The organism is Pseudomonas sp. FSO-7, assembly GCF_059579345.1.
The window spans coordinates 3,711,366-3,737,643 of sequence record NZ_CM184193.1 but is presented as its reverse complement, the minus strand read 5'-3'; the positions used below and the strand labels follow the sequence as shown (position 1 = coordinate 3,737,643).

27 protein-coding genes are annotated in these 26,278 nt (G+C 61.4%); 12 read left to right on the top strand and 15 right to left on the bottom strand.

The genetic code is table 11. From position 1 onward, the window contains the following. Nucleotides 1-132 precede the first annotated feature (132 nt). The gene (locus tag AC515T_RS16255) at nt 133-2,010 is read left to right on the top strand and encodes a feruloyl-CoA synthase (protein ID WP_496529143.1); all 1,878 of its coding nucleotides are present in this window, start codon (nt 133-135) and stop codon (nt 2,008-2,010) included. A gap of 155 nt (nt 2,011-2,165) precedes the next feature. Here the strand turns inward: AC515T_RS16255 and AC515T_RS16250 are convergent, their stop codons facing one another. Next, nucleotides 2,166-2,483, bottom strand: a complete 318-nt coding sequence (locus AC515T_RS16250; RefSeq protein WP_072405449.1) for an ElaB/YgaM/YqjD family protein — start codon at nt 2,481-2,483, stop codon at nt 2,166-2,168. A 162-nt stretch (nt 2,484-2,645) separates the two neighbouring features. Here AC515T_RS16250 and AC515T_RS16245 point away from each other — a divergent pair, with 162 nt between their 5' ends. Beyond that, nucleotides 2,646-2,900, top strand: a complete 255-nt coding sequence (locus tag AC515T_RS16245) for a hypothetical protein (protein ID WP_003181187.1) — start codon at nt 2,646-2,648, stop codon at nt 2,898-2,900. 3 nt (nt 2,901-2,903) lie between these two features. Here the strand turns inward: AC515T_RS16245 and AC515T_RS16240 are convergent, their stop codons facing one another. Next, the gene (locus AC515T_RS16240; protein WP_496533149.1) at nt 2,904-3,812 is read right to left on the bottom strand and encodes a LysR family transcriptional regulator; all 909 of its coding nucleotides are present in this window, start codon (nt 3,810-3,812) and stop codon (nt 2,904-2,906) included. Between the two features lie 85 nt (nt 3,813-3,897). Here AC515T_RS16240 and AC515T_RS16235 point away from each other — a divergent pair, with 85 nt between their 5' ends. Beyond that, nucleotides 3,898-4,821, top strand: a complete 924-nt coding sequence (locus AC515T_RS16235) for a carbon-nitrogen hydrolase family protein (protein WP_496529142.1) — start codon at nt 3,898-3,900, stop codon at nt 4,819-4,821. A 1-nt stretch (nt 4,822) separates the two neighbouring features. Here AC515T_RS16235 and AC515T_RS16230 read toward each other — a convergent pair whose 3' ends face one another. Then, complete coding sequence (locus AC515T_RS16230; protein ID WP_496529141.1) at nt 4,823-5,293, bottom strand: LEA/WHy family protein; 471 nt, start codon at nt 5,291-5,293, stop codon at nt 4,823-4,825. A gap of 350 nt (nt 5,294-5,643) precedes the next feature. Here AC515T_RS16230 and AC515T_RS16225 point away from each other — a divergent pair, with 350 nt between their 5' ends. The 4 genes from AC515T_RS16225 to AC515T_RS16210 all read left to right on the top strand — a co-directional run bounded on the left by AC515T_RS16225 (nt 5,644) and on the right by AC515T_RS16210 (nt 8,689). Then, the gene (locus tag AC515T_RS16225) at nt 5,644-6,360 is read left to right on the top strand and encodes a helix-turn-helix transcriptional regulator (protein WP_060742566.1); all 717 of its coding nucleotides are present in this window, start codon (nt 5,644-5,646) and stop codon (nt 6,358-6,360) included. 51 nt (nt 6,361-6,411) lie between these two features. Continuing rightward, nucleotides 6,412-6,753 (top strand): nuclear transport factor 2 family protein, encoded by a 342-nt coding sequence (locus AC515T_RS16220; protein ID WP_122565511.1) that lies wholly within the window; start codon nt 6,412-6,414, stop codon nt 6,751-6,753. A gap of 262 nt (nt 6,754-7,015) precedes the next feature. Next, nucleotides 7,016-8,137 carry a cell division protein ZapE gene (zapE, locus tag AC515T_RS16215; protein WP_496529140.1) on the top strand — a complete coding sequence of 374 codons (1,122 nt, stop codon included), beginning with the start codon at nt 7,016-7,018 and terminating at the stop codon, nt 8,135-8,137. 57 nt (nt 8,138-8,194) lie between these two features. Continuing rightward, nucleotides 8,195-8,689, top strand: coding sequence for a GNAT family N-acetyltransferase (locus AC515T_RS16210; RefSeq protein WP_496529139.1), 495 nt, complete (start codon nt 8,195-8,197; stop codon nt 8,687-8,689). Nucleotides 8,690-8,713: 24 nt separating this feature from the next. Here the strand turns inward: AC515T_RS16210 and AC515T_RS16205 are convergent, their stop codons facing one another. Next, nucleotides 8,714-10,453: a phosphoethanolamine transferase CptA gene (locus AC515T_RS16205; RefSeq protein WP_496529138.1), complete on the bottom strand. Its 1,740-nt coding sequence runs from the start codon at nt 10,451-10,453 to the stop codon at nt 8,714-8,716. Nucleotides 10,454-10,794: 341 nt separating this feature from the next. Further along, a complete protein-coding gene (locus AC515T_RS16200; protein WP_192260451.1) occupies nt 10,795-10,968 on the bottom strand; it encodes a DUF6026 family protein in 174 nt (57 codons plus the stop codon). 250 nt (nt 10,969-11,218) lie between these two features. Between AC515T_RS16200 and gnd the strand changes: the two genes are divergently transcribed. The 4 genes from gnd to nhaA all read left to right on the top strand — a co-directional run bounded on the left by gnd (nt 11,219) and on the right by nhaA (nt 15,872). Beyond that, nucleotides 11,219-12,223 carry a phosphogluconate dehydrogenase (NAD(+)-dependent, decarboxylating) gene (gnd, locus tag AC515T_RS16195; protein ID WP_496533148.1) on the top strand — a complete coding sequence of 335 codons (1,005 nt, stop codon included), beginning with the start codon at nt 11,219-11,221 and terminating at the stop codon, nt 12,221-12,223. Next, the gene (gene zwf, locus AC515T_RS16190) at nt 12,220-13,740 is read left to right on the top strand and encodes a glucose-6-phosphate dehydrogenase (RefSeq protein ID WP_496529137.1); all 1,521 of its coding nucleotides are present in this window, start codon (nt 12,220-12,222) and stop codon (nt 13,738-13,740) included. The genes gnd and zwf overlap by 4 nt, the downstream gene beginning before the upstream one ends. Beyond that, nucleotides 13,737-14,558: an HAD family hydrolase gene (locus tag AC515T_RS16185; protein WP_496529136.1), complete on the top strand. Its 822-nt coding sequence runs from the start codon at nt 13,737-13,739 to the stop codon at nt 14,556-14,558. The genes zwf and AC515T_RS16185 overlap by 4 nt, the downstream gene beginning before the upstream one ends. A gap of 132 nt (nt 14,559-14,690) precedes the next feature. Continuing rightward, complete coding sequence (nhaA, locus tag AC515T_RS16180) at nt 14,691-15,872, top strand: Na+/H+ antiporter NhaA (RefSeq protein ID WP_496533147.1); 1,182 nt, start codon at nt 14,691-14,693, stop codon at nt 15,870-15,872. Between the two features lie 89 nt (nt 15,873-15,961). Here the strand turns inward: nhaA and AC515T_RS16175 are convergent, their stop codons facing one another. After that, complete coding sequence (locus AC515T_RS16175) at nt 15,962-17,251, bottom strand: hypothetical protein (protein ID WP_496529135.1); 1,290 nt, start codon at nt 17,249-17,251, stop codon at nt 15,962-15,964. A 184-nt stretch (nt 17,252-17,435) separates the two neighbouring features. Then, nucleotides 17,436-17,702 carry a hypothetical protein gene (locus tag AC515T_RS16170; protein WP_013693488.1) on the bottom strand — a complete coding sequence of 89 codons (267 nt, stop codon included), beginning with the start codon at nt 17,700-17,702 and terminating at the stop codon, nt 17,436-17,438. Between the two features lie 341 nt (nt 17,703-18,043). Between AC515T_RS16170 and AC515T_RS16165 the strand changes: the two genes are divergently transcribed. After that, entirely contained in the window at nt 18,044-19,369 is a 1,326-nt protein-coding gene (locus tag AC515T_RS16165; RefSeq protein WP_496529134.1) for a sigma-54 dependent transcriptional regulator, read from the top strand. A gap of 161 nt (nt 19,370-19,530) precedes the next feature. On the opposite strand, the gene fapF is transcribed toward AC515T_RS16165, so the two are convergent. From fapF to pnuC, 8 genes are all read right to left on the bottom strand, one after another. Then, nucleotides 19,531-20,814, bottom strand: coding sequence for a fibril amyloid transporter FapF (gene fapF, locus AC515T_RS16160; RefSeq protein WP_496529133.1), 1,284 nt, complete (start codon nt 20,812-20,814; stop codon nt 19,531-19,533). 46 nt (nt 20,815-20,860) lie between these two features. Further along, nucleotides 20,861-21,607, bottom strand: a complete 747-nt coding sequence (gene fapE, locus AC515T_RS16155; protein ID WP_496529132.1) for a fibril amyloid subunit FapE — start codon at nt 21,605-21,607, stop codon at nt 20,861-20,863. A gap of 58 nt (nt 21,608-21,665) precedes the next feature. Next, entirely contained in the window at nt 21,666-22,346 is a 681-nt protein-coding gene (fapD, locus tag AC515T_RS16150) for a fibril amyloid maturation endopeptidase FapD (protein ID WP_496529131.1), read from the bottom strand. Nucleotides 22,347-22,581: 235 nt separating this feature from the next. Beyond that, complete coding sequence (gene fapC, locus AC515T_RS16145) at nt 22,582-23,562, bottom strand: amyloid-like fimbrin subunit FapC (RefSeq protein ID WP_496529130.1); 981 nt, start codon at nt 23,560-23,562, stop codon at nt 22,582-22,584. A gap of 58 nt (nt 23,563-23,620) precedes the next feature. Continuing rightward, a complete protein-coding gene (gene fapB, locus AC515T_RS16140; protein ID WP_496529129.1) occupies nt 23,621-24,214 on the bottom strand; it encodes a fibril amyloid subunit FapB in 594 nt (197 codons plus the stop codon). A gap of 1 nt (nt 24,215) precedes the next feature. Further along, nucleotides 24,216-24,662: a functional amyloid chaperone FapA gene (fapA, locus tag AC515T_RS16135; protein WP_496529128.1), complete on the bottom strand. Its 447-nt coding sequence runs from the start codon at nt 24,660-24,662 to the stop codon at nt 24,216-24,218. Between the two features lie 322 nt (nt 24,663-24,984). Next, a complete protein-coding gene (locus tag AC515T_RS16130; RefSeq protein WP_496533146.1) occupies nt 24,985-25,509 on the bottom strand; it encodes an AAA family ATPase in 525 nt (174 codons plus the stop codon). Further along, complete coding sequence (gene pnuC, locus AC515T_RS16125) at nt 25,506-26,069, bottom strand: nicotinamide riboside transporter PnuC (protein ID WP_122565495.1); 564 nt, start codon at nt 26,067-26,069, stop codon at nt 25,506-25,508. The genes AC515T_RS16130 and pnuC overlap by 4 nt, the downstream gene beginning before the upstream one ends. Nucleotides 26,070-26,278: the final 209 nt, after the last annotated feature.

The window sequence follows — 26,278 nt, the reverse complement described above, 5'->3', positions numbered from 1 at the left end:
CATCACGGGCGGTCGAACCTTGAAAGCCGCCGCCCGGATGCAGGCCAGAATAACAATGACAAGGCCGCAGCCCAGCGCTGCCACGCTCCGCTCGTATCGCGACCCGAGCGTGCCTTGGTGGAGGAAATGTACGTGAGTTCCGAGTCCAGATCGTCCTCCCGACCCGAAGCCGGGCGGTATCGCCAGGTGTCGATTGGTCATCCAGCCGTCGAAGTCCGGGAAGAGCGCGGCATTTTGCACATGCGCTCCCTGGAACCCCTGGCCCCGCTGCCGGCGCGTTTGCTCGAGCGCCTGGTGCACTGGGCCCAGGTGCGCCCGCAGCAGACGTTTATCGCGGCCCGTGAAGCAGGCGGTGACTGGCGCCGGGTCAGCTATGCGCAGATGCTCGACAGTGTCCGGGCCATCGCCCAAAGCTTGCTGGGTTACGGCCTGTCGGCGGAAAAACCCTTGGCGTTGCTCTCCGGCAACGACATCGAACACTTGCAAATGGCCCTCGGCGCGATGTACGCCGGCATTCCCTATTGCCCGGTGTCGCCGGCCTATTCATTGCTGTCCCAGGATTTCGCCAAGCTGCGCCACGTCTGCGATCTGCTGCAGCCGGGGCTGGTGTTTGTCAGCGAAGCCGCCCCGTTCGAGCGGGCGATCAATGCCGTATTGCCGGCGGACGTTCCCCTGATCACCGTGCGTGGCGACATGGCGGGGCGGTCGCGGACAAGCTTCGCCAGCCTGCTGGCCCAACCCGGCGGCGCGGAGGCCGAGCGGGCGTTCGCCGCCACCGGCCCGGACAGCATCGCCAAGTTCCTGTTCACCTCGGGCTCCACCAAGCTGCCCAAGGCGGTGATCACCACCCAGCGCATGCTGTGCGCCAATCAACAGATGCTGCTGCAGACTTTTCCGGTGTTTGGCGAGGTGCCGCCGGTGCTGGTGGACTGGCTGCCGTGGAACCACACGTTCGGTGGCAGCCACAACCTCGGCATCGTGTTGTACAACGGCGGCACGTTCTACCTGGACGACGGCAAACCCACCGCCCAGGGCTTCGCCGAGACCCTGCGCAACCTCAAGGAGATTTCGCCGACTGCCTACCTGACCGTACCCAAGGGGTGGGAGGAACTGGTCAGCGCCCTGGAGCAGGACGGTGAATTGCGCGAGCGTTTCTTCAAGCGCATCAGCCTGTTTTTCTTTGCGGCGGCGGGCCTGTCGCAAACTACCTGGGACCGACTCGACAAGGTCGCCGAGCAGCATTGCGGCGAACGTATCCGCATGATGGCGGGCCTGGGCATGACCGAAGCGTCGCCGTCCTGCACCTTCACCACCGGCCCTTTGTCCATGGCCGGCTACATCGGCCTTCCGGCCCCCGGCTGCGAGGTCCGGCTGGTACCGGTGGACGGCAAGTTCGAAGGACGTTTTCGCGGGCCGCACATCATGCCTGGCTACTGGCGTTCGCCGCAGCAGACAGCCGAAGTGTTCGACGAGGACGGTTTCTATTGCTCGGGGGATGCGATCAAACTGGCCGATGCCAGCGATCCGCAACTGGGGCTGATGTTCGACGGGCGGATCGCCGAGGACTTCAAATTGTCTTCCGGTGTGTTCGTCAGCGTCGGGCCGCTGCGCAACCGGGCGGTGTTGGAAGGCACGCCCTATGTCCAGGACCTGGTGATCACTGCACCGGATCGCGAGTGCCTGGGCGCGCTGGTGTTTCCACGGCTTGCTGAATGCCGGCGCCTGTCGGGCCTGGGCATGGACGCCAGCGACGCCCAGGTCCTCGCCAGCCCGCCGGTACGCCAATGGTTCGCCGACTGGCTGCAACGCTTGAACCGCGAAGCCAGCGGCAACGCCAGTCGCGTGGAGTGGATAGCCTTGCTCGATGAACCAGCGTCCATCGACCGTGGTGAAATCACCGACAAGGGTTCGATCAACCAACGGGCGGTGTTGCAGTGGCGGGCGGGGAAGGTGGAGGCGTTGTATCGCGGGGAGGATGCGTCGATCCTGCGGGCGGGGCCCACTGCTTAAGGCAATAACAAGTCCCTGTGGGAGCGAGCTTGCTCGCGATAGCGGTGGTTCAGCAGCAGAGATGTTGCCTGACACACCGCCATCGCGAGCAAGCTCGCTCCCACAGTGTTGAATGGTCCAATCACAAATCCCTGTGGGAGTCTGGGTTCTGTTGTTTAGCGCCGCCCTAGCAGCAACCCCACCACCAGCCCGAACCCAGCGGAAATCGCCACGGTCTGCCAGGGGTGGCCGCCAATATAGACCTCAGTGGCATCGACCATGGGACGAGTGCGCTCCCGGGCGCTGGTGACCGAGTCGCGCGCCTGTTGCAGTTTCTGGGAGATCTGGTCTCGCAGGTTTTCGGCCTCTTCGCCCACCAGCGAGGCACTGCTTTTGAGCAGCTTTTCCGATTCTTCAATCAGCGCCGTCAATTCGCTGAAGGCTTGATCCTTGATTTGCTCTCCGTTCGCTTGCACGGTGCCTTTACGGGCCATGGAAGTACTCCTTGTGTGGATGATGGCATTGAACAATGGAGTGCTGCGCCTGTTAAAAAGTTGCAGTGCTCGGCCTTGGCAGGGCAGTCCATCGCAAATCGTGGTTAAGCCGTTTCCCTGCAAGGTGTAAGATGGCGCCTATTTACGCAACAGGTAATTCCCATGAGCTTCAATCTGGCTGACAAGCCCCTGGCCGAGCGCGCCGCGCTGGAAGACGAAAAATCCCGACTCTTTGAACTGTGGCAAAACAACCTGGGCAAGGCCAAGGGCGATGCCGCCCGCCTGTTCGGCGAGCGTTCCAAGCGCAAGGGCAAGTGGGCCGAGTGGGTGCGTGCCGAACTGGACGGCATGTCGCCGCCGGAATACGCCAACATGGTGCGCAGTGAAGTCAATCGACTGATGGCCGCCAACAAGTAAACCTCAGGTAAACGTTGCGGTAATGGCCTCGCGCACCTTGAGCACTGCCGGGTCCATTTGCGTGTGAGTCCGCCAGCCCAGTTCGATGGGGTAGCGGGGCAAGGCCAGAGGGCAGGGCAGCAACGCCAGGCCGCTGAGGTCGGCGATGGCCCGGGCGGCGTGGGCCGGAATCGTCGCCACGGCCTGGCTGCCCTTGAGCAGGAACGGCAACGCGGCAAAGTGGGTGGTCGAGGCACAGACTCGCCGACTCAGGCCAAGCCCGGCCAACCCTTCGTCAGTGATGCCGATGAAGCCCCCCGAAGACACCAACAGATGCTCACGGGCTACGAATGCCTCCAGACTGAGGGATTGTTGGCCTTGCGCCAGGCTCGCCGCATCCAGCAGGCAGGCGTAATCGCCTTCACCCAACACCTGGCGGCTGAGCAACCGCTGCGCGAAACCGCCCGCCGTGATCGCCAGGTCGAGGTCGCGCTCCATCAGGGCCCGGCCGACGATCTGGCTGTGGGTCTGGCGGAAAATCAAGCGCAGGCCCGGCGCGCGACGGGCCACTTCCTCGATCAGGCGCCGCCCATGGGCAATCTCGAAATCGTCCGAAAGGCCAATGGTGACCGAGCGGCCGTCGTAACGACTGGCGTCCGGGTCGACCATCGCCAGGCTCTGGCGGCATTTGTCCAGGGCTTCGCTGATCACCGGCTTCAGCTGGTTGGCCCGCAGTGTCGGCGCCAGGCCCCGACCCGTGCGCACGAACAATTGATCGTCATACAAACCGCGAAGTCTGCGCAGCGCAGCGCTGATGGCCGATTGGGTCACGCCCAGGCGCACGGCGGCGCGGCTGGCGCTGGATTCGTCATGCAGGGCTTCGAAGGTCTTGAGCAGGTTGAGGTCGATGTCGGCGATATTCATGAGGCTCATATCATTTAGCAGCATTCTGGGCTTTATTGATGATCGGCCGCTCCTTGAGAATCAGCAACACCTGATGATCAAGGAGTTGAAAACCATGCCCAAATCCATTGTGGCTGCCCTGCAGATCGGTTCGTTGCCGGGTGGCAAGGGCGAGACCCTGGCGCAGATCCTTGCCTATGAAGACGCCATTCGCCAGGCCGGCGCCCGCCTGGTGGTCATGCCCGAAGCGTTGCTCGGTGGGTATCCCAAGGGCGAGGGGTTCGGGACGCAACTGGGTTACCGGTTGCCGGAGGGGCGTGAGGCGTTCGCCCGCTATTTTGCCAACGCCATTGATGTACCCGGTGTGGAAACCGAAGCGCTGGCCGGCCTGTCGGCACGTACGGGGGCGAGCCTGGTGCTGGGCGTCATCGAGCGTGTCGGCAGCACCCTGTACTGCACCGCGCTGTATTTCGAACCCGATGCGGGCCTGGTGGCCCGGCACCGCAAGTTGATGCCCACCGGTACCGAGCGGCTGATCTGGGGCAAGGGCGATGGTTCGACTTTGCCAGTGATCGACAGCCAGGTCGGCCGGGTCGGCGCGGCAGTGTGCTGGGAAAACATGATGCCGCTGCTGCGCACCGCGATGTACGCCAAGGGGGTGGACGTCTGGTGTGCGCCGACGGTGGATGAGCGGGAGATGTGGCAGGTGACCATGCGCCATATCGCCCACGAAGGGCGTTGTTTTGTGGTCAGTGCCTGTCAGGTTCAGGCCTCGCCGCAAGCGTTGGGTATTGAGGTTGCGCACTGGCCGGCCGAACGGCCGCTGATTGCCGGTGGCAGTGTGATTGTCGGGCCCATGGGCGATGTGCTCGCTGGGCCGCTGAAAGACACCGCCGGGCTACTGACCGCCGAAATCGACACCGATGACCTGGTGCGGGCGCGCTACGACTATGACGTGGTCGGACATTACGCCAGGCCGGACGTGTTCGAACTGGTGGTGGACGAGCGCGCCAAGCCTGGCGTGCGCTTCACGGCGTGATTCACCACGTCGCCGCGGAACCCGGCAGTTCGAGGGTCCCGCGGTCGACGAAGCGCATCGTGCCGAACACGCCGCCAGCGAGCTTGCCCTTAAGCACATAGGGCAGGTTGTCCAGGCTTTGGGTCTGGCTCAGGCCCAGGGTCTGGCGCAGCACGGAAAACGCCGAAATGCTCACCGGGACGCTCAGGATCGCTTCGGAAAAGCGCGGGATCGAACCGGTCTGGTCACTGACCCCTGTCGCCAGCGTACGGCCATTGACCTCCAGGTCCAGCGCCACGCCGTTGTAGTCGATGGCGGTTTCGTTGGGGTTCTGTACGCGCAGCTTCACGGCGAAGCGCACTTCCAGGCCCTGGTTGGGCAGCGGTTCGATGCCGACCACGTTGATGTTAAGCGGGTCACGGTGCGGGAAGAGGGCGCAGGCGCTCAGGCTGAGCAGGATCAGGAATATGGAAAGGCCGAGGATTCTGCGCATGGATTGACTCTCAAGGAATGAAAAACTCGGAAGCGATTGAGCACGATACCCCACAGCGCTTCCACGGCAACCACTGAACCCTTGGCAGGAGCGCTTTTGTGGCGAGGGAGCTTGCTCCCGCTGGGGTGCGCAGCGCCCCCAAAAACGTCGACTTGATCAGCCTGACGTACCGCATTCCAATAGCCTCGGGGCTGCTGCGCAGCCCAGCGGGAGCAAGCTCCCTTGCCACAAAGGCTCCTACCACAAGGCTCATGACACACAGACTCATGACGTGGTCAAAGGGCTCCTGACAGTTTCTGACACCAGCCTCTGCTAATCTGCGTCATCTTTTTCTTTGCGGACAGTCCACCGTGTCGCGTACCACTCGGCTGCTCACTTTGCTGCAAGTCCTGCGGGGCAAGCGTTGTCCGGTCACTGCTGCGACGTTGGCGGGTGAGCTGAATGTATCCGAGCGCACCTTGTACCGCGACATTGCCGAACTCACGGCCCTCGGCGCGCCGATCCAGGGCGAGGCGGGCATTGGTTATGTGTTGCGCAGCGGCCTGTTCCTGCCGCCACTGATGTTCACCGCCGATGAAATCGAGGCCATTGTGCTGGGCTTGCGCTACGTGGATCAGCGCGCCGACGAGGTGCTGGGCAAGGCGGCCGCCGACGCCCTGGCGAAGGTCGCCGCGGTGCTGGCCCCGGATGTGCGAGACGCGTTGCGCAACCCTACGGTACTGCCTGGCCCGCCGGGTTATGGCTATCCGCAGAACACCGTGGAACTGAATGTCTACCGCCAGGCCATTCGCGCCCAGGCCAAGCTGCACATCGACTATGCCGACGTGAACAAGACCCCGAGCCAGCGCCTGATCTGGCCGCTGGCCCTGGGCTTTTTCAATGAGGCGCGAGTGGTGGTGGCCTGGTGCGAATTGCGCGGCGCCTATCGGACCTTTCGCACCGACCGGATTGCCTCGGCCACCGAGCAGGGCGAGCGGTATCCGGGCCGGCGCAGCGATTTGTTGCGGGACTGGTTTGCGCTGATGAAGTTGGACGAAACCGGGCGTTTCACTCCTGACAAAAACTGACACAACGCTGTTCTAGCATGGTGCCAGATCGATAAAACAAGGAGCCGTACCATGTCCAATCCCGTCTCTTCCCTGGCCCCGGCCATCGCCGGCTACATCGCGGCTGCCAATGCCCGTGACAGTTCGGCGGTGACGCGTTTCTTCGCCGAGGATGCCAACGTGTTCGATGAAGGCCAGCATCGCGTTGGCACCCAGGCCATCGCCCAATGGATGGAAGACACCGCCCAGCGCTTCCAGCCGCGGGTGGAAGTCCTCAATGTGCAGCAGCGCACCGGTAAGGTGCTGGTGCAGAACCTGATCTCCGGAACGTTCCCCGGCAGCCCGCTGGAGTTGCGTTATACCTTCCGGCTCGATGAGCAGGGCAAGATCAGCCGGTTGGATATCTCGGTTTAAGGTGTTTCACCTTAAAGAGGCGAACGCTGTTGTGGCGAGGGAGCTTGCTCCCGCTCGGTTGCGCAGCAACCGCAAAAGCTTGGGGCCGCTGCGCCCGAGGCGTCGGACCGGCCCAGCGGGAGCAAGCTCCCTCGCCACAGGTTTTGTATAGGCCACAGGTTTTTTTGTTCAGCCCTGGGTTAGCGCCGCAAACAGTTGAATGACTCATCACTCCTTACTGTCATGGCATACTCCCCACCTTCGTTTTCCGGACCCGGGCCGTATGACTTTCGACTCCCCCTTGACTGCCTGGCAGCACGCCATCGAACACCACGGCTTCGTCCAGGACGAGGCCCAGGAATTGGCCATCATGGCGCTGGAGCAATGCCACCAGGCGTTGCACGAAGGGCGCAAGTCGATCAAGGGCGTTTATCTCTGGGGCCCGGTGGGGCGTGGCAAGACCTGGCTGATGGACCGCTTTTATGAAAGCCTCAAGGTGCCGGCCCGCCGTCAGCATTTCCACCATTTCATGGCGTGGGTGCACCAGCGTTCGTTCCAGCTCACCGGCACGCCGGATCCTTTGCAAGCCCTGGCCCGGGAGTTGAGCGCGGAAGTACGGGTGCTGTGTTTCGACGAGTTGTTCGTCAACGACATTGGTGACGCGATCATCCTCGGGCGCTTGTTTCAGGTGATGTTCGAACTGGGCATGGTGATGGTGAGCACCTCCAACCTGCCACCGGAAGAACTCTATGCCAACGGCCACAACCGTGAGCGCTTCCTGCCGACCATCACTGCGATCAAGCAGCACATGCAGGTCGTGCCGGTGAACGGCTGGCAAGACCATCGCCAGCACCCAGGCCAATTGCAGCAACGTTATTGGCTGCGCGATCCCGGGCAACCCGATCCGCTGGGCGATGTCTTCAACCTGCTGACCACTGGGCAGGTGTCGAGCCGCACGCCGATTAACGTGGGCCATCGTCTGCTTGAACCGGTCCAGGCCAGCGATACCGTGCTCTGGAGCCGTTACGCCGACCTGTGCGAGCAACCGTTCTCGGCGTTGGATTTCATGGCGCTGTGCGACCGCTTCAACGTCATCCTGCTCAGCGACGTGCCCTGCCTGAGCGCCGAACAGCGCGAAGGACGCATTGCCCGTGGCACCGAGGACGGGGTGGAACGAGTCGTGGCTGGTGACCGTGAGTTGCCACAGTTGTCGGTCCACGACGACGGCGTACGGCGGTTCATTGCCCTAGTCGATGAATGCTATGACCGCAAGGTGCCGTTGTGCCTTTCGGCGGCGGTGCCGATGGATGAGTTGTACACCGAGGGCTATCTGCAATTCCCGTTTCGCCGTACGCTCAGTCGCCTCCAGGAAATGCAAATGCAACGTTTTGGTCAGCCTGCCTGACCTGTATCCCGCCGATGGCGTCGAGCCGCCGGTACTACCGAAGTGAGATGGAAGGTCATGGAAGAAGCCAAGGACATCCTTGTTCTGCAAGCCAGCTACACCAACCCGGTCCACGCTGAAGCGATCTGTCATGTGCTCAACGGCTATGCGCAGGACCCGATGGGCGGGGGGCATCCGTTGCCGGCCGAGGTCCTGCTGCACCTGCCCGAGGAACTGGCCAAGCGTCCTCATGCTTTCAGCGTACTGGCTTTCGTCAATGGCGAACCGGCGGGGCTGGTCAATTGTTTCGAAGGTTTTTCAACCTTTGCCTGCCGGCCCTTGGTGAACATCCATGACGTGGCGGTCATGCCGGAATTTCGCGGCCTCGGGTTGAGCCAGAAGATGCTGCAGAAGGTCGAGGACATCTCCCGCCAGCGCGGTTGCTGCAAGATTACCCTGGAAGTGCTTGAGGGCAATGCCGTGGCCCAAGGCAGCTACGCCAAGTTCGGCTTTGCCCCCGGCATGTTCGATCCAGCTCACGGGCCCATGCAGTTCTGGATCAAGCCCCTGTAAAAGCGGGCATCCGGTCGGCTTCGGTTATTTCTGTACGACTTCGGCCACTGGCGCCTTGGGCTGCATCAGGCTGAAGTCGATCAGGGCCTTGCGCGGGGTTTGATACGGATTGCCGATCAGCAGCGGACGGGCCTTGAAGTCATCGCTGACCAGGCTCTTGCTACGGTCCAGCTCGTCAAAACTCAAGCCCGCCATGTCCGCCCAGGTGTGAATCAGGTGCGAGCTGCTGTACGGCCGTGACAGGTCGCCGGCAAAGTTCCAGTCATGGTTTTCGCGCCACTTGGGCGAGGCCCAGGCCATGAAGGGAATGGTGTACATCGGCGCGGTCGGCTTGCCTTCGTTACGGCCCAGGGTGCCGTGACCCTGCGAATCGAACACGTCTTCACCATGGTCCGACAGGTACAGCAGGAAGCCGTTGGGATCGGTCTTGGCGTAATCCTTGATCAGGCTGGACACGACGAAGTCGTTGTACAGCACCGCGTTATCGTAGCTGTTGTAGGTCGGGACCTGATCATCCCGCAGGCCCGCCGGTACGCCCTGACGATCAGTGAACTTGTTGAACGTCGGCGGATACCGGTACTGGTAGCTCATGTGAGTGCCGAGCAAGTGCACCACGATCAGCTTGCGCGGGGCGCTGTCGCCCAAGGCCTTGTTGAACGGCTCGATCACGTCGCCATCGTACTGCGCGGCATTCTGGTTGCGGTTGTTGTTCAGGTACACCTGTTCGTCGGCCTGTTGGGAAAAGGTCGTGAGCATGGTGTTGCGCTTGGTCATGGTCTGCTGGTTGGTGATCCAGAAGGTCTTGTAGCCGGCCTGCTTCATCATGCTCACCAGCGATGGCGTACTCAGGTACAGGTCTGGATTTTCCTCGTCGGCGAACGTCAGCACCTGTTGCAGCGCTTCGATGGTGTAGGGGCGCGGGGTGATGACATTGTCGAACACCGAAAGCTGATCCTTGAGCTTGTCCAGTTCCGGCGTGGTTTCCCGCGGGTAACCGTAGAGGCTCATGCGTTGGCGGTTGGTGGATTCGCCAATCACCAGCACCAGGGTGGCCGGCTGCTCGGCCATGGCATCCTTGAGGTTGCGCAAAGGCGCGATCTTGCTGGCGCTGTGGAGCATGCCTTGCATGTTCTCCAGTTGCTCACCGTAGCGACGATAGGCCACCAGCATCTGCCACGGCACCGCCGGCTCGATGCGATCTTCGAATTTCTCCAGGCCACTGGCGAAGCTGCCGGTGCGCAGGGTCTGCTTGACCAGCGGATAACCGACCACGGCAAGCACGATGACGGCTGCGGCGACCATGGCCTGGCCCCGAGGCAGGTACACCGGGCGCAGGCGGCTCCAGAGCCAGTAACCAACCGCGGTGTGGGCCAGGAACGCCGCCACCATCCACCAGGCAAAATACTGAGTCAGGTACTCGCCGGCTTCGGACACGTTCGACTCGAACATGATGAAGATGACGCTCTGGGAAAATTCCTGCTGGTAAATGAAGAAGTAGCCCAGGCTGGCCATGGAACAAGCCCACAGCACAACGCCGATCAATGCCGCGAGCAAGCGTGTACGGGCGGGGAAGAGCAGCAGGGGCGCCAGCCACACCGCACTCATCACGAACGCTTGGCGAAAGCCGGTGAAACCGGAGGTATCGCTCAGCAGGATGAGCAGTTGGGTGATACCCGAGAAGTACCAGAAGAACAGAAACAGCCAGCCGAATCCGGCCCAATCGAAACCTTTCGCAGTCGTTTTGCTGCGTTTGAACAAGCTCATCAAGCGCTCCAGCCCTTTATCGACGCGGCTGTCGGCACCGGATTGGTGACCGCAGGCCTGCGCCGAGCAACCTTAAAGGCCGGGAGTATTACGAGCCGGTTGTGAAAACTTTGTGAGTTTTTCGGATACAAAATGCAGGGAAGGGAACGAACCGATAGCGAGACGGGCGAACAGGCGCACCATCCCGTGGCGAGGGAGCTTGCTCCCGCTGGGTCGCGTAGCGGCCCCAAGGCTTGGCGGTTGCTGCGCAACCGAACGGGAGCAAGCTCCCTCGCCACAGGGCATATCAGTGACACCGGCTTGAGCCAGTGCCACTTCCTGGTGCTGTGTCTCTGGGGCGGTTACCGAGCCAAGGACTGGCTCTGGTGGGACAGCTGTGCGTGTTGCAGCTGCATGCGCAGTTGCGTCACTTCATCGAGCAGCAGATCGCGTTCTTCCTTGAGTAGGCGCAATTCATCGCGACGAATGGTCACATAAAGGGTTTGGGGAGGACGTGTGGTAACGACAGGGCCCATTGCTCACCTCGCAAATGGCGTACATCAACTATAGAGATGTCGCCATGATTTGGTCGACACCTCTACTATCGGCGCCGATTCTGATTTCTTTTGCCTGTGATTGGAACTTTTTTATTTTTCATGGTCGCTGTGTCTTTGGCCGAATCTTGAGCGTTATCCCTTGTGATCGCTCGAATTACCCGGAAACTATGCAGCAATGCTCTGGACTAACCTCCTTTAGTCGATAGTGTTAAATCTTTGACACACCTTTATTTGTAGTAGGGAGCATCAGCACATGCAACTCGGGATCATTGGACTGGGCCGCATGGGCGGCAATATTGCGCGGCGCCTGATGCTCAATGGGCACGCCACCGTCGTCTATGACCGCAATGCCGCTTTTGTCGAAAACCTGCGCCAGGAAGGCGCCACGGGCGTCGCGGACCTGCCGGCGCTCGTCGCCGGCCTGGAAAAGCCACGGGCGGTCTGGGTCATGCTGCCGGCCGGCGCACCCACCGAAGACACCATCAACGTCCTCAGCGAGCTGCTCGAGCCGGGTGACGTGATCATTGACGGCGGTAACACGTATTACAAAGACGACATCCGTCGCTCACAGGCCCTGTCGGAAAAAGGCCTGAGCTACATCGATGTCGGCACCTCCGGCGGCGTTTGGGGCCTGGAGCGCGGCTACTGCATGATGATTGGCGGTGAGGCCGAGGTGGTGAAGCGCTTGGACCCGCTGTTCGACAGCCTGGCGCCGGGCATGGGCGACATCCCACGCACCCGTGACCGCACATCCGACGATGACCGTGCCGAACGTGGCTACATCCATGCGGGCCCGGCGGGTTCGGGGCATTTCGTGAAGATGATCCACAACGGCATCGAATACGGCATGATGCAGGCCTTCGCCGAGGGCTTCGACATCCTCAAGACCAAATCCAGCGAAAGCCTGCCACCGGAGCAGCGTTTCGACCTGAACGTGGCCGATATCGCCGAAGTCTGGCGTCGCGGCAGCGTGGTGTCGTCCTGGTTGCTGGACTTGACCGCCGACGCGTTGGCCAGCGATCCGAAACTGGACGGCTTTTCCGGTGAGGTCGCCGACAGCGGGGAAGGGCGCTGGACCATCGAGGCCGCCATCGAGCAAGCCGTGCCGGTTCCGGTCCTGTCCAGTTCGCTGTTCGCCCGTTTCCGCTCGCGCCAGCAAAGCACCTACGGCGATAAAATGCTCTCGGCCATGCGCTTCGGCTTTGGCGGCCACGTGGAGACGCCGAAAAAATGACCTCGATCGCCAGCAAATCCAAGGCAGAACCCGCGCCGCCGACTACGTTGTTTCTGTTCGGCGCCCATGGCGATCTGGTCAAGCGCCTGCTCATGCCGGCGCTTTACCACCTCAGTCGCGACGGTCTGCTGGACGATGGGCTGCGCATCATCGGGGTTGACCACAACGCCATCAGCGATGTGGATTTTGCCAGGAAACTCGAGGATTTCATCCGTAACGAAGCGGCGAGCATGGGCGGTGATGCCGACCGCGCGCTCGACCCGGCGCTGTGGGCCAAGCTGGCCCAGGGCATCAGCTACGTCCAGGGTGATTTCCTCGATGACGGCACCTACCGGGCGCTGGCGGCGAAAATCGCCGCCAGCGGCACCGGCAACGCGGTCTTCTACCTGGCGACCGCGCCGCGCTTTTTCAGTGAAGTGGTCAGCCGCCTCGGTGCGGCCGGGCTGCTTCAGGAACAGGAGGGGGCCTTCCGGCGGGTGGTGATCGAAAAACCATTCGGTTCCGATCTGCAAACCGCCGAAGCGCTGAATGCCTGCCTGCTCAAGGTCATGAGCGAGAAGCAGATCTATCGCATCGACCATTACCTGGGCAAGGAAACGGTACAGAACATTCTGGTCAGCCGTTTCTCCAACAGCCTGTTCGAGGCGTTCTGGAACAACCACTACATCGACCACGTACAAATCACCGCCGCCGAAACCGTCGGCGTGGAAACCCGTGGCAGTTTTTATGAACACACCGGCGCCCTGCGGGACATGGTGCCCAACCATCTTTTCCAATTGCTGGCGATGGTGGCCATGGAGCCGCCAGCGGCATTTGGGGCCGACGCGGTGCGTGGGGAAAAGGCCAAGGTCGTCGGGGCGATCCGGCCCTGGTCGGTGGAACAGGCCCGCGCCAACTCGATCCGCGGCCAGTACACCGCCGGCGAAGTCGCTGGCAAGGCGGTGAACGGTTATCGCCAGGAAGCTAACGTCGCCGCCGACAGCAACACCGAGACCTATGTCGCGCTCAAGGTCATGATTGATAACTGGCGTTGGGTGGGCGTGCCGTTTTACCTGCGCACCGGCAAGCGCATGAGCGTGCGGGACACGGAGATCGTCATCTGTTTCAAGCCGGCGCCTTACGCACAGTTTCGCGACACCGAAGTCGACGAACTGCAACCGACGTACTTGAGAATCCAGATTCAGCCCAATGAAGGCATGTGGTTCGACCTGCTGGCCAAACGGCCGGGGCCGGCGCTCGACATGGCCAATATCGAATTGGGCTTTGCCTATAAGGACTTTTTCGAAATGCAGCCGTCCACGGGTTACGAAACCCTGATCTACGATTGCCTGACCGGCGATCAGACCCTGTTCCAGCGCGCCGACAACATCGAAAACGGCTGGCGCGCCGTGCAGCCGTTCCTCGACGCCTGGCAGCAGGACGCAACGGTCCAGCCCTACAAGGCCGGTGAAGATGGCCCGGCGTCCGCCGATGATTTGCTGACCCGCGACAATCGCGTCTGGCATGGCCTCGGATGAGTGATCTGGTGAAGCGTCCCATCCGGTTTTTACTCAGCGACATGGACGGCACCTTGTTGCTGCCTGATCACAGTCTCAACCAGCGCACCATCGAAGCGGTTCGCGCATTGCGGGAGGCCGGGGTGCTGTTCAGCCTCGCCACCGGGCGACCGCCACGGGCCATGTTGCAGCAGATCGAGGCCCTGGGCGTCGACCTGCCCACGGCGGCGTTCAATGGCGGCACGCTGGTTCATCCCGACGGCAGTTTCCTCGCCGTCCATTACCTGCCACCCGAGGCTGCATTGGCCACACTGGCGCTGTACGCCGATCAGCCGGGCATCGAAGTCTGGGTATTTGCCGATGGCGACTGGCTGGTGCGCGACGCCAACGGTCCGATGGTGCCGGTGGAGACGCGTGGCCTGGGCTACCCGCCGGTAGAGGTCGAGAGTTTCGAGCCTTACCTGGAGCGGATCGACAAGATCGTCGCCACCAGCGCTAACACCGACTTGCTGGTGGAGTTGGAGGCTCGGCTGCATCCGCTGCTCAAGGGCCAGGCCCAGGTGTCGCGTTCACAACCGATCTACCTGGATGTGACGGCGATGAAGGCGAACAAAGGCGAAGCGCTGTCGACCCTGGCCGCTTTCCTCGACGTGCCGCTGGAGCAGACGGCGGCGATGGGCGACGGTGGCAACGACCCAGCGATGTTTCACCGGGCGGGATTGTCGATTGCCATGGGCCAGGCGGAGGAGGCCATCAGGCGCCAGGCGGATGTGGTGACCGCCGCCGTGACCGAAGACGGCGCGGCCTTGGCGATAGATCGGTACATCCTGTTGAGGTAATGCGATTGCGAACCCTGCGCAAGGCCGCTTTTCCCGTAATCCTCTTCGATCTGAACGAGTTGTAAGACAACTACTACAGCTCGTCCAAGTATTGGGTAGAATCCAGGCCTGATCGGATTATGGGAGGAAATGATGGGGAACACTTCAACTCAGGGCGGTAATTCGCGCAAGGCCACGCCACTGGAGCGCTTCATGCAAGCGGAGTCCTCTGGTGGCATCGTGCTTATGTTTTCGGCGCTCGCTGCGTTGATCGTGGCTAACAGCCCGCTATTACCCACTTATACCGGTGTGCTGCATTCGTCCTTTTGGGGAATGTCACTCGAACATTGGGTCAACGATGCGTTGATGGCGGTGTTCTTTCTGCTGGTAGGCCTTGAAATCAAGCGAGAAATGCAAGTGGGGGAACTGGCCAAATGGAGCCAGAGGGCGCTGCCGGGGTTCGCTGCGCTGGGAGGGATGATCGTGCCTGCCCTCATCTATGCCTGGGTCAACAGAAACTCTGCCGAAACGTTGGCGGGTTGGGCCATTCCGGCGGCCACCGACATCGCGTTTGCGCTCGGGGTGCTCTCGCTGCTGGGCAGCAGAGTGCCGATATCCCTGAAGGTTTTCCTTTCCGCGCTTGCCATACTCGATGACTTGGGCGCGGTCGCTATCATCGCCGTGTTCTACACCTCCGGCCTGGATGTGGCCATGCTTGCCGCGTCCGCCGCTGTGATCGCTGTGTTGTTCATCATGAACAGGGCCGGAGTCACTCGGTTGTTACCTTATCTGGTGCTGGGTGTGGTGCTCTGGGTACTGGTGCTCAAATCAGGCATACATGCGACCTTGGCGGGTGTCGCCCTTGCTTTTTGCATCCCGTTGAACAAACACCTCGACGAAGCGCAGTCCCCACTGCTCAGACTCGAACAGCGCTTGTCGCCGTGGGTTGCGTTCATTGTCATGCCCATTTTCGGCTTCGCCAATGCCGGTGTTTCTCTGGCAGGGGTGTCCCTGAGCAACCTGCTTGATCCTGTGCCGCTGGGTGTTGCTGCCGGGTTGTTGCTGGGTAAACAGATAGGCGTCTTCACCTTCGCGCTGGTAGCGATCAAGACAGGGCTGGCGCAAATGCCGACCCACAGTTCGTGGCGACAGGTGTATGGGGTGGCGTTATTGTGCGGCATCGGCTTCACGATGAGTTTGTTCATAGGCAACCTGGCATTCCCCGGCGCCCAGTTGTTGATCGATGAAGTGAAGGTTGGCGTATTGGCCGGTTCTACCCTGGCCGCACTCGCGGGCATCCTGGTGTTGCGGTTCTGCGCCGCTTCGAGGACATGATTGAAGCCCGCCTGATGGTGGGCTTTTCAGTTATGCAAGCTTCAATGGAGGCATACGCCGCCCAATAGTGTTGAACCGGGGGACATTGCTCAGGCCCAATACCGCGCAACCACCGCCCGATAATGCCCCTGGAGCGAGTAGCCGCCCACCAGGATTCTGCCGTCAGCCTGCACCGCCAGGGCAGTGGCGGTGTCCAGGCTGTAGCCCAGTCGCGTGCGAACCCAGCCTTTGCCTTCACCGAAGTCCGGATCGAGGCTGGTATCCGGCAAATGCCGGGCGAGCACGAAGTCGGCTTCGATACCGCCGATGGTGGCACCGGCGGTAACCAGCTTGCCGTCCGGTTGAAGCTGTGCGGCGGTCCACTGGCTGGCGTTGCGCCCGATCGCCATGAGCTGGCATTGGCCCTGATTGCAGTGACGGTCCGGCTTGCCGTCCGCGCGCACTTTCAGGGACAGGCTATGCATCGGGTCGCGGCTGCTGCCGAACGCCTGCAGATCACCGTTCGCATCCTGGACGATCTGGCTGACCATCGCGCTATGACCCTGTGCCAGGACGGACAGGAAGCCCTCTTCGCCGAAGCTGTCATCGAGCTTGCCGCTGCTGTCATAGCGGGCGATCAAGCCATGCTGGGGCAAGTCAATGGCGCCGCCGACGACAATATGGCCGTCCGCCTGGAGCATCAGGCAGCCGAGCCAGGTATTTTTCAACAAGCGTCGGACCATCACGAAACCACGGCCGTTGAATGAAGTGTCCAAGGCCCCGTCCGGCAGGAGCCGGATCAGTACGCCGACATGGTCGGACAATTGATAGTGATGGTTGGCGAGCAAGAGGATCCGGCCATCGGCCTGTACTTGCATGTCGCAGGCCTCAAGCCCCGGCACGCCGGGCGGCAGCCAGGGATCGCGCAGGCCTTGCGAGAGATTGCCGCAGAGCCGGATGATGTGCCTGCCCGCGTTGCCGAAGCTCTGGACGGCACGGCCCTGCTGATCGAACAGTGCCACGGCGGGAAGGGTGTGTTCGTTGTTTTCGTAGTGCAGGCCGGACAGCAGGATATGCCCGTCGGGCAGCTCGATCACTTTACCCGCCGTCGCTTCGAAGCCCTGTTCGAACGCGCCGATCACGCAGCCGCGGCTGCCGAAACCCGGGTCGGTCGAACCGTCATGGTTGAGTCGCGTCAGGCCGAACCGGCTGCCATGGGGGGTCTCGATCCTGGCAGCGACCAGGATTCGGCCGGCACAGTCGATGGTCAATCCGGTGATCAGGCTCGAAGTGCTGTCTTCGAAATGAACCCAGGCTTTGCCGTTGGCGGCGAAGCCTGGATCAAGTTGTCCGGCTTGGGCCATGACCTTGGGGAGTACAAACGCGAACTGATCGGGCATGCCGAGCTCTCCTTGCGTGTCGACCGGCCCGAACGGGCGATGACTGCATGAGGGCAACATTCAATCCCTGAATGTGACAATGCACAACTGTCAGGTCCCGCAGTTACAGGGGCGATGCGTGCCATAACAATGGCTTTACAACCCAATGCCAAGCCTGCAATCGATAACAGGCTCTACCGGCGTTTTATTCAGGCATAGACCAGGATTGCAAGGTGTAGCCTTCCTGGCTCAATTCGGCACGGGCCTGTTTCAACAGATCGGCCAGTTGGACCGGGTCGGTATAGGCGCTGCTTGGAATCTGAGTGCGGCCAATATGGGTATTGGTGCGGTCGATGACGGTCAGGCTAAGTTCGCCGTTACCGTCTTGTGGAGCCCAGGCCACGCATTGGAAAGGACGGAATGCGCGGTCGGCAATCAAAAGAGCTTCGTTGATACGGAGCGGGGCGTTCATGGCATTTTCTCTTTAGTGTGCCCAAACAAATGATGTGCCGTCGGTTGGGCGTACCGTGCGGCTGGTTACTTGTACTGATGTCCCGAACCCGCAGGCGGGTCACACATTATTCAAATAAATTTCGATTTTCTTTCAGACCAGGCTTTTGGACTTTTGTTTGAAAGCGTCATGAAAGAAAAGCGCCCGGGACAACTAACGAAACGCTCGCTTATAACCAGTTTGAGGCGATCTCGATAATCAATTGATACAAGGGCGCGTCAACTTCTTGCTACTGTTACAGGCAGGTTTGCCAAACGACTGTTTCTACTCATATTTCTTTATTTTGGCGCCAAGGATCAGTCATGATCGAAGCCAGTACGTCGCGTCGTCTGCTCGTGGTTGATCCCTGCGACGATTGTCATCGCCTGTTGCCAGGTCTGCGCAGCATTGGTTGGGATGTGGACAGTTGCGCCCTCGAACACGCCGGCGACAGGAGCTGTGACGTCGGCCTGTTGCGCTTGCAGCCTTTTCACCTGGAGCGTCCGGAAGCGGTCAAGGAGTTGATCAGCCGTAGCGGCACCGAATGGATCGCCGTGCTCAGCCAGGAAGTGCTGCGCCTGCAAAACGTCGGTGATTTTGTTTGCGAATGGTTTTTCGACTTCCATACCTTGCCCTTCGACGTGTCCAGAGTCCAGGTGACGCTGGGCCGGGCGTTTGGCATGGCGCGCTTGCGGGGGCAGGGTTCGATTCACATTGATCAGCCCGAACATGAACTGCTGGGCGACAGCAAGCCGATCCGCGAACTGCGCAAGTTGTTGAGCAAGTTGGCGCCGGCCGAGTCGCCGGTGTTGATTCGCGGCGAGAGCGGCACCGGCAAGGAACTGGTGGCGCGCACCCTGCATTGCCAGTCTCACCGGCGCAACAAGCCGTTCATTGCCATCAACTGCGGCGCCATTCCGGAACACCTGATCCAATCCGAGCTGTTCGGGCATGAAAAGGGTGCGTTTACCGGCGCTCACCAGCGCAAGATCGGACGGATCGAGGCGGCCCACGGGGGCACGCTGTTTCTCGATGAAATTGGCGACCTGCCGTTGGAACTGCAAGCCAACCTGCTGCGTTTTCTTCAGGAAAAACACATTGAACGGGTCGGTGGCAGCCAGCCGATTGCGGTCGATGTGCGAGTCTTGGCAGCCACCCATGTGGACCTTGAGGCGGCCATTGAGCAAAAGCGTTTTCGCGAGGATCTCTACTACCGCCTGAACGTGCTGCAAGTGGCGATGGCGCCCTTGCGTGAGCGCCATGGCGACCTGGCGATGCTGGCCAGCCACTTTTCCCATTTCTACAGCCAGGAAACCGGCCGCCGCCCCCGCAGCTTCAGCGAAGATGCCTTGGTGGCGATGGGCATGCATGACTGGCCCGGCAACGTGCGGGAGCTGGCCAACCGCGTCCGTCGCGGGCTGGTACTGGCCGAAGGGCGGCAAATCGAAGCCCGGGACCTCGGCCTGGCCAGCCACCAAGGCGTCGTGGCGCCGATGGGCACGCTGGAGGATTACAAAACCCGCGCCGAGCGCCAGGCCCTGAGCGATGTGCTCAACCGGCACAGCGACAACCTCAGCGTGGCCGCCCGGGTGCTGGGCGTGTCCCGGCCGACGTTCTATCGTCTGCTGCACAAGCATCAGATTCGCTAGAACTGCCTACACAACCCATTGTGGGAGCGAGCTTGCTCGCGATGAGGCCCTTTCAGTCAGCACGGAATGGAAGACCGCTATCGCGAGCAAGCTCGCTCCCACAGGGGGGTTGTTTTGCAGTGCCTTCAGGGATAGGTGCTTATCACCTATCCCTGAAGGCATCAGAAGTAATACGGGAATTTCAGGCTAAAGGTGAAATCCGGCGCATCGTCGGTCAGCCCGATGGACAGGTTGGGCACGATGGTCAGGTTGTCGGACGCGGCGACGGTCATGCCGATGTTGAAGTAACCGGCGTTGGCGTCGCTGGAGGTCACCGACTCCCAGTCGCCACCGTCCTGTTTGAGCTTGCTTTTCTTCTGGATCAGGTCAGAGACCGAGAACGACATGCTCATCTTCTCGTTCAAGGCAAAGGCAATGCCCGCGCCGATCTGGAAGCTGTCGCCGATCCGTACCTTGCCCGGCACCTTCTGGTTGACCGTGGAGCTGATGTCGTCGAACGACTCTTCGAGGTTATGGGTGTAGGACAGGGTGCCGAACAGCACGGCCGGGTCGAAAGTCTTGACCAGCGAGAGCCCGGGCGTGATCGACCACACGCCGTTGCCGGTGGGCAGGTCGTCAGGTACGAACAGGTTGGTGTTGGCCTGGGATTGGCGCAGCTTGATACCAAACGGGTCCTTGCCGGTGGGGGCCTTGACCCGCAGGGTGACCACCGCGTCCGGGGAGTTGATCGACTCATCCATGAACTTGTAGGCGATACCGAAGTTGACGTCGCCGATGGTCGGGTCGCGGGTCACGGTTTCTTCGCTGGTGACCCCGGCCGCGCCTTGATTGGCGCCGCCCGACTGGTACGTGGATTCGCGGTAGACCACCGGCACGTTGAGGTCGAACTGCCAGCGATTATCGAAGTTGTAGCGGCCGGTGAGGTCCAGCGTCCAGGTGTCGGCCTTGATCCGGTCGAGGTTGATGTTACCCAGGAAAATCGAATCCAGGGCCAGGAAGCCGTTGAGGATCAGTTGGCGGGTGTCGTAGCGCGAATAGGTCACGCCGGTCTCGAAACTGAACTTGCCACCACCGAAGAAACCGCTGGCCTCGTCATAGAGATTGGACACACTCTGGGCCGGCTGGGAATCATCGGCCAGGGATTGCCCGTAGCCGCTGCCGCCGGCTGTTGCCGCGCCAGCGCCGGCCACGCTCTGGTTGCCTTTCATGTCGGCCGGGGATTTGGCCAGGCGCTTGGGTTGCGGCGCGGCGGGTTGGTCCTCCACCTGGCGAACCCGTTGTTCGAGCACCGCCAGGGCCTTTTGCTGGACCTCGTATCGTTGCTTGAGCTCGAGAAGCTCCTGTTTCAGGGCCTCGATATCGGCATCCGGGGCTGCCTGTAACACGGCCGTCGGGAACAACGTGCTTAAACACATCACAGCGCGCAACGATACGGATCGATACATGAAATATGCCGTCCCTATTTGCCCAATGGTCGGAAATCAGCGTAGTTCAATAACCGAGGTTACGGAGGCCGCGCAGTTGGGTCAGGTTGCAGTCCAATGCCCCGGCACTGGGGCCGTTATTGTTCAGCACCACGTTGAGCTGCGTCATGTTGTTGACCAGGTTGCTATTGCCCAGCAGGCGAGTGTTTTGCAGCAAGCCGCCCTGGGCCACTTGTTGCAGGGTACCGCCCTGGTTATGGCTGGCCTGGATCGCCATTTGCACGCCGTTGCCGGTGGCGGTGACCGCGACGCTGCCGGCGGCGTTGCTGCCGCTGATGGTCTGGCCCTTGGTCAATAGTTGGCCCTGGGAAGGGACGAGCGCCGGCGCCTGGTTACTTTCCTTCACATTGATGTTGACGTTGTTGTAGGCCGTGTTGCCGTCGCCGGCGGCGCGCACGCTCTGGGTCACGCCCTGGCTCGTACCAAGGCCGGCACCACCGGTGATGTTGCCGCTGCCCTGTTCCGGGACGCTGCCAGTGCCGGTTTGCTTGATGGTGGAGACATAGAACTCGGGTTTGACGGTGGCGGCCTGGATCTGCATGGTGCTGGTGGCGCCGATCAAGTCACCGCTGGCGTTGCGCCAGGTACTGCTCATGACGATGCCGAAGCTGATGACTCGGCCGGGCATGACATAACGACCGCGCAGCTCGGCGAGCTCCTGGTCCTTGACTTCGATGGGTTTGAAGCCGGCATGGGCATAGCCCGAGGCGGTCGCGAGCAGGCAGGCCAGCGACAGCCAGTGTGAGGTTTTCATGTGCTGCTCCCGGAGCGTCCTGCTCCTTTTTGTACTTATTGTTGGCAGTGGTCGGCGATTAGAAAAAGTCGCTCTGTATGAAGCCGAAATCCATCAGTTCCGCATCCCTGACCGGGTTGAAACCGTCCAGCTTGTTACGGGCTGTCAGGGGTTGAGGAGGGCTGCGTAGCGCATTGGTCTTGTCATAGCCCGGGCCGACGATCGCGAAGACGATGCCGTTCCAGCCTTTGACGAACTCATCGTGGGAGTAACGCTTGTGGCCCAGCACCGGGTCGCCGATGTAGACCCATTGCTTGTCGGCCCGCTGCAACACCACGAAGTGCTTGTAGCCGCGTATTTCCATCAGGACCACCACCGGAATCGTCACCGCTTCGAGTTTCTCTGGCGGTATCCGGTAGCCTCGGGCGCGCATGCCGATGGTCTCCACGTAGCGCTTCATGTCCAGCATGGAAAACCCCTGGGTGCGAACCAGGTCCTGGTCGGCATTGACCAGCATGCCTTTGATGACGTGCTCTTCATCGACGTCAAGCCAATAGGCTTGGCGCAGTACCGTGGCCAGCGCGGCGGCGCCGCAACTGAAATCGGTTTTCTGCTCGACGATGTCGCTGAACTTGCGTTCGCGTACGCTTTGCACCGGTTTGTAGACCAGCATGCCGCCAGGCAGGGCGGCGACGGGCATCTGCGCCGCTTCGGCCATGCAGGCCAGGCAGAGCAGCAGGGAAACGGCAGTGACACGCATGATCGATACGCCTAGTGGACATCCGGGAAAAAAAGCCCCGTTTCCGAGCCACACTCTTCATGTAAAACGTTGAAATGAGTCCGTGGCGAGGAAGCTTGCTCCCGCAGGGGCTGCGAAGCGGCCCCCTTTTTGTGAGTGCGATGCACTCAAGCGGGAGCACGCTCCCTCGCCACAAGACTCATCCCAACCCTAGGTGAACAGCATTGCTGTTGCCGGGGCTTCGTTTCATGCGCGCTTACATGCAAGCCCTGCAGCCGGCCGCGATGGACAGCGAGTTGCTTTGCTGGTTGCCCACGCCCGCCGACACGTTGGCGCCGCCGTTACCGGAGAAGCCGTTCATGGAGTTGGTCATGGTGGCGTTGTTGATCACAGGGTTTTTCCAACCGTCGCGGGTCAACACCTGCTGGGTGTTGCTGCCGGCCAGTTCGAAGGACCCCACGGCGGAGAACTTGAACTTGTCGTCATCGTGACCACCGTTACCGCCTCTGTTGCCCCAGCCGCCATGATTGTCCTCTTCGACGGTGCCGGTGCCCTTGGCCTTGAACGTGCCAGCAGCGGCGTAGGTGCTGGTGAGCGTGTCGGTTTTGTAAGTCCGTACGCCCTTGTTGTCGACCACAAGGCCGGTAGAAGACTGATCGGCCGAAGCGGCGGCTTCTGCGACACGGCCACCCGATACGGCAATGGCCAGGTTGTTTTTCTGCTGGTTGAAGTTGCCGGCGGTCACGTTGATGCCGATGTTACCGGAGCCACTGTTGCCGGCATTGGTGAGCGAGGCATTGTTTTGCGTGGAGTTGTTTTTGACGTAGTTGTTGTTATTGACTTGCGTGGCGCTGGAGACCGCGACAGCCGAACCGAAGATGAAGCTCTCGTCAGCGGTGGCCAGGGCGGCGGCGTTGTCTTGCTGGTTACCGTCGCCGGCCGCGATGTTGGCGCCCATGTTGCCGTTGCTGCCATTGAGCGAGTCAGTGGCTTCAGCGGTGTTGCGGGTGGCCTGGTTGGTCACGACGTTGCCGTCGCTGTTCTGCACATCCAGCACGGCCGCGCCCGCCCCAGCGGTGATCGAGAGCAGTTGCTCGAACGACGGACCTCTTGGGCCTTGATTGCCGTGGCCGTTACCGTGGCCGTTGCCACGCCCGTTGCCGTCGGCCTGCGCAGCCATTGCCATGACAGCGGCGAGAGCGAAAACCAATGGTTTGAGTGCCATTGTAGGTTTCATGGTGTTTCTCCTTGCGTGTCGTTGGTTAAGTGTCAGTACTTTCTTATGTAGCCCCGGGTCAATCAGCGACCCGGATGCTCAGGGTGTTAGCCATGCGGTTCCCCACCCCGGCGCTCTGGTTCACCTGGATTACCCCTCGGCTGCCGGTGAAGGCCTGGTCGCTGGTAACGACCTGGCGACTGCCGGTTGGGGCGCCAGTTGCTCCTGAGTTCGGTAGCAACGCCACGTTCTGTTGAGACAGGGCGCTGTCATCCATGCTCTGCGGATGGGCACTGATGCCCACCCGCATGACATTGGCCATCTGGTTGTTGGCCCCGGCGGACTGGTTGACGCCCAGCACACCGTTGCCGTTGCTGAAGGAGTGGCCACCGATGCGGGCGGTGGCGTTCATGGAAGGGTTGGCCGGCGTGTCGACACGTTGCTGCACGTGGGTGCTGGCCTGGGCGTTGTTGCCAATGGCGATGGCCCGGGTGTTGGTTTGCTGGGTCCGGTCGCCCGCTGCCTGGTTGACGTTGAAGTTGCCGGTGTAATGGCTGCCGGAATCCTGCAGGTTGGCGCTGCTGACCACCGCGACACCCGAATCGGCAAATACGGTGAAAGAGCTGAGCAGGGAAAGCATGAGCAGGGTGAGTAGAAACAGGACGGGCTTCATGTCACTGGCCTCCCGCCAGCCGACCCAGCGGGGCCAGGCCGGAACTCAACGAGCGGTTGATGGTGCCGGAGATCGCACCCCCACTACCGCCACCGTGACCGGCATTCATGCCCGGCATGCCGTTGGGGTTGGTGACCACATTCAGGCCCTGCACGCCCGTATTCGGGGTGACGATGTTGCGGATCGACGAGCCGCTGGCCACGCTGGCGAACTCGCCGTCGCTCAGTTCGGTGCTGGCGGTCGCCTGGTTGATTCGTTCGGAGGGGTTGGCATTGACGGTGGTGGGGTAGGGATCTTTGCCGCCGTTGCGACCGATTGCGATGGGTTGTACATCACGGCTGAGCACAATGACGCCGTTGCCCTCGGCCTGTGCTGGCAGGCTGAGCGTTGCGCTGGCGGCGCAGCCGATCATGAGCAGACAGGTCAAACTTCTTTCGAAAGTCCCCACGGCATCGATTCCTTCTTCGGTGGGCTGGCCCTGGTCCAGCGTTGCGAAGTAGGGACGAGCAGGTGTTGTGCCGTGTTTTGAAATACCCGGTAATTCAATGGGTTGGATTCAGACATGGGACGTCGGGGAGCGAACCTGTTTCAGCGTTGAGACAAGGCACATGACGGTCAAATGGCCACCAGCCATTGCAGAGCTCTGGATCCAGGCTTTTGGGCGGGTGTTTCAGCAGCTTGACAGTCTTGATGACAAGAACATGAAGCGGGGGTCAGTGTGGGTTTGCCGCGAGTGCGCTGTTTCAGAAGTGAAACAAATCAAGCGGCGGTCAGGCTTCAAGCAGTTGGGTAACGGCTGCAAACACTTGCTGCCGGCGTTGCACCCAGTTGCCCTGAATGACCTGGAAAGGTTGCCGATGTCGGCTCAGCCAAGTCTCGATCGCCTGGAAAAACGTCAGCCGCTCTGCCAGCTCGGGCTGGCAACGCAAACCGTCGCCGGTCCATTCGACCTGCTCCGGGCTCAACAACAGGTGCAGGTCGTAATGACGGGCCAGCAGCGCCGGCTCGAGCCACTGCGGGCAATCGCCGAACAGGGTCTGGCTCCAGAGGATGTTGCTCAACAGGTGGGTGTCGAGGATCAACAGCGCCGGCCGCTGGGCACGTGCCGTGTCTTCCCAGGCCAGTTGGCCGGAGGCGATGTCGGTGATGTCGGCCAGGCAGGTATCGCGTTGGGTCTGTTCCATGAAGTGGCGCACGTACTCATCCACCCGCACGCCACCGAAGTGTTCCTGCAATTGCGCCGCCAGCCAGCTCTTGCCGCTGGATTCCGGGCCGGTCAGGACCACCACCTTCATGCGCGCAGGGCCGGGTCGGCGCGCCATTCCCGCCAGCCTTGCACGGCCAGCAGGGTGAACAGGGCGTAGAGCGCGGCGGTCAGGTGCAAGCCTTTGTAAATGAACAGGCCAACGAAGATCACGTCCAGGGCGATCCACAGCGGCCAGCATTGCACGCGTTTTTGCGCCATCCACCACTGGGCCACGAGGCTGAACCCCGTGAGCGCGGCGTCGAGCCAGGGCTGGGCGGCGTCGGTCCAGTGGGCCATGGCGGCACCCAACAGCAAGCTACCCACCGCGCCGATGGCCAGGCCGAGCAACACCGATGGCCCACCGAGGCGGCTGACCTGGCGCCCGTCGTGATTGCGCCCGGCACGGGTCCATTGCCACCAACCGTAGAGTTGCAGCACCGCGTAGACAACCTGCAGCAGCATGTCCGAGTACAACTTCACCTCGAAAAAAATCCAGCTGTACAGCAACACCATGACCAGGCCGATCGGCCAGCACCAGGGGTTCTGCTTGACGGTCAACCAGACAGCGATCACGCCGAGGGCTGCGGCAAACAGTTCAAGCCCGGACATGGCGGTTCCTTGGGGAAAGAGAAGAGGGCGGCGATTGTAAACGCTATGGCGTGGAGAGCTCCAATACCAATGTTGAATGGGGCGCCGCTATCGCGAGCAGGCTCGCTGCCGCAGAGAGATGTTGCGTAGCTGGAGAGCAAGTCGAGTCCGTGGCGAGGGAGCTTGCTCCCGCTTGAGCGCGAAGCGCTCACAAAAAAGGGGGCCGCTAC

What these genes read in the sequence shown, in the direction of transcription:
- AC515T_RS16250 (WP_072405449.1), bottom strand. Translation starts at nt 2,483, where the DNA reads ATGGCCCGTAAAGGCACCGTGCAAGCGAACGGAGAGCAAATCAAGGAT.
- AC515T_RS16245 (WP_003181187.1), top strand. Translation starts at nt 2,646, where the DNA reads ATGAGCTTCAATCTGGCTGACAAGCCCCTGGCCGAGCGCGCCGCGCTG.
- AC515T_RS16240 (WP_496533149.1), bottom strand. Translation starts at nt 3,812, where the DNA reads ATGAGCCTCATGAATATCGCCGACATCGACCTCAACCTGCTCAAGACC.
- AC515T_RS16235 (WP_496529142.1), top strand. Translation starts at nt 3,898, where the DNA reads ATGCCCAAATCCATTGTGGCTGCCCTGCAGATCGGTTCGTTGCCGGGT.
- AC515T_RS16230 (WP_496529141.1), bottom strand. Translation starts at nt 5,293, where the DNA reads ATGCGCAGAATCCTCGGCCTTTCCATATTCCTGATCCTGCTCAGCCTG.
- AC515T_RS16220 (WP_122565511.1), top strand. Translation starts at nt 6,412, where the DNA reads ATGTCCAATCCCGTCTCTTCCCTGGCCCCGGCCATCGCCGGCTACATC.
- zapE (WP_496529140.1), top strand. Translation starts at nt 7,016, where the DNA reads ATGACTTTCGACTCCCCCTTGACTGCCTGGCAGCACGCCATCGAACAC.
- AC515T_RS16210 (WP_496529139.1), top strand. Translation starts at nt 8,195, where the DNA reads ATGGAAGAAGCCAAGGACATCCTTGTTCTGCAAGCCAGCTACACCAAC.
- AC515T_RS16205 (WP_496529138.1), bottom strand. Translation starts at nt 10,453, where the DNA reads ATGAGCTTGTTCAAACGCAGCAAAACGACTGCGAAAGGTTTCGATTGG.
- AC515T_RS16200 (WP_192260451.1), bottom strand. Translation starts at nt 10,968, where the DNA reads ATGGGCCCTGTCGTTACCACACGTCCTCCCCAAACCCTTTATGTGACC.
- zwf (WP_496529137.1), top strand. Translation starts at nt 12,220, where the DNA reads ATGACCTCGATCGCCAGCAAATCCAAGGCAGAACCCGCGCCGCCGACT.
- AC515T_RS16185 (WP_496529136.1), top strand. Translation starts at nt 13,737, where the DNA reads ATGAGTGATCTGGTGAAGCGTCCCATCCGGTTTTTACTCAGCGACATG.
- nhaA (WP_496533147.1), top strand. Translation starts at nt 14,691, where the DNA reads ATGGGGAACACTTCAACTCAGGGCGGTAATTCGCGCAAGGCCACGCCA.
- AC515T_RS16175 (WP_496529135.1), bottom strand. Translation starts at nt 17,251, where the DNA reads ATGCCCGATCAGTTCGCGTTTGTACTCCCCAAGGTCATGGCCCAAGCC.
- AC515T_RS16170 (WP_013693488.1), bottom strand. Translation starts at nt 17,702, where the DNA reads ATGAACGCCCCGCTCCGTATCAACGAAGCTCTTTTGATTGCCGACCGC.
- AC515T_RS16165 (WP_496529134.1), top strand. Translation starts at nt 18,044, where the DNA reads ATGATCGAAGCCAGTACGTCGCGTCGTCTGCTCGTGGTTGATCCCTGC.
- fapF (WP_496529133.1), bottom strand. Translation starts at nt 20,814, where the DNA reads ATGTATCGATCCGTATCGTTGCGCGCTGTGATGTGTTTAAGCACGTTG.
- fapE (WP_496529132.1), bottom strand. Translation starts at nt 21,607, where the DNA reads ATGAAAACCTCACACTGGCTGTCGCTGGCCTGCCTGCTCGCGACCGCC.
- fapD (WP_496529131.1), bottom strand. Translation starts at nt 22,346, where the DNA reads ATGCGTGTCACTGCCGTTTCCCTGCTGCTCTGCCTGGCCTGCATGGCC.
- fapC (WP_496529130.1), bottom strand. Translation starts at nt 23,562, where the DNA reads ATGAAACCTACAATGGCACTCAAACCATTGGTTTTCGCTCTCGCCGCT.
- fapB (WP_496529129.1), bottom strand. Translation starts at nt 24,214, where the DNA reads ATGAAGCCCGTCCTGTTTCTACTCACCCTGCTCATGCTTTCCCTGCTC.
- AC515T_RS16130 (WP_496533146.1), bottom strand. Translation starts at nt 25,509, where the DNA reads ATGAAGGTGGTGGTCCTGACCGGCCCGGAATCCAGCGGCAAGAGCTGG.
- pnuC (WP_122565495.1), bottom strand. Translation starts at nt 26,069, where the DNA reads ATGTCCGGGCTTGAACTGTTTGCCGCAGCCCTCGGCGTGATCGCTGTC.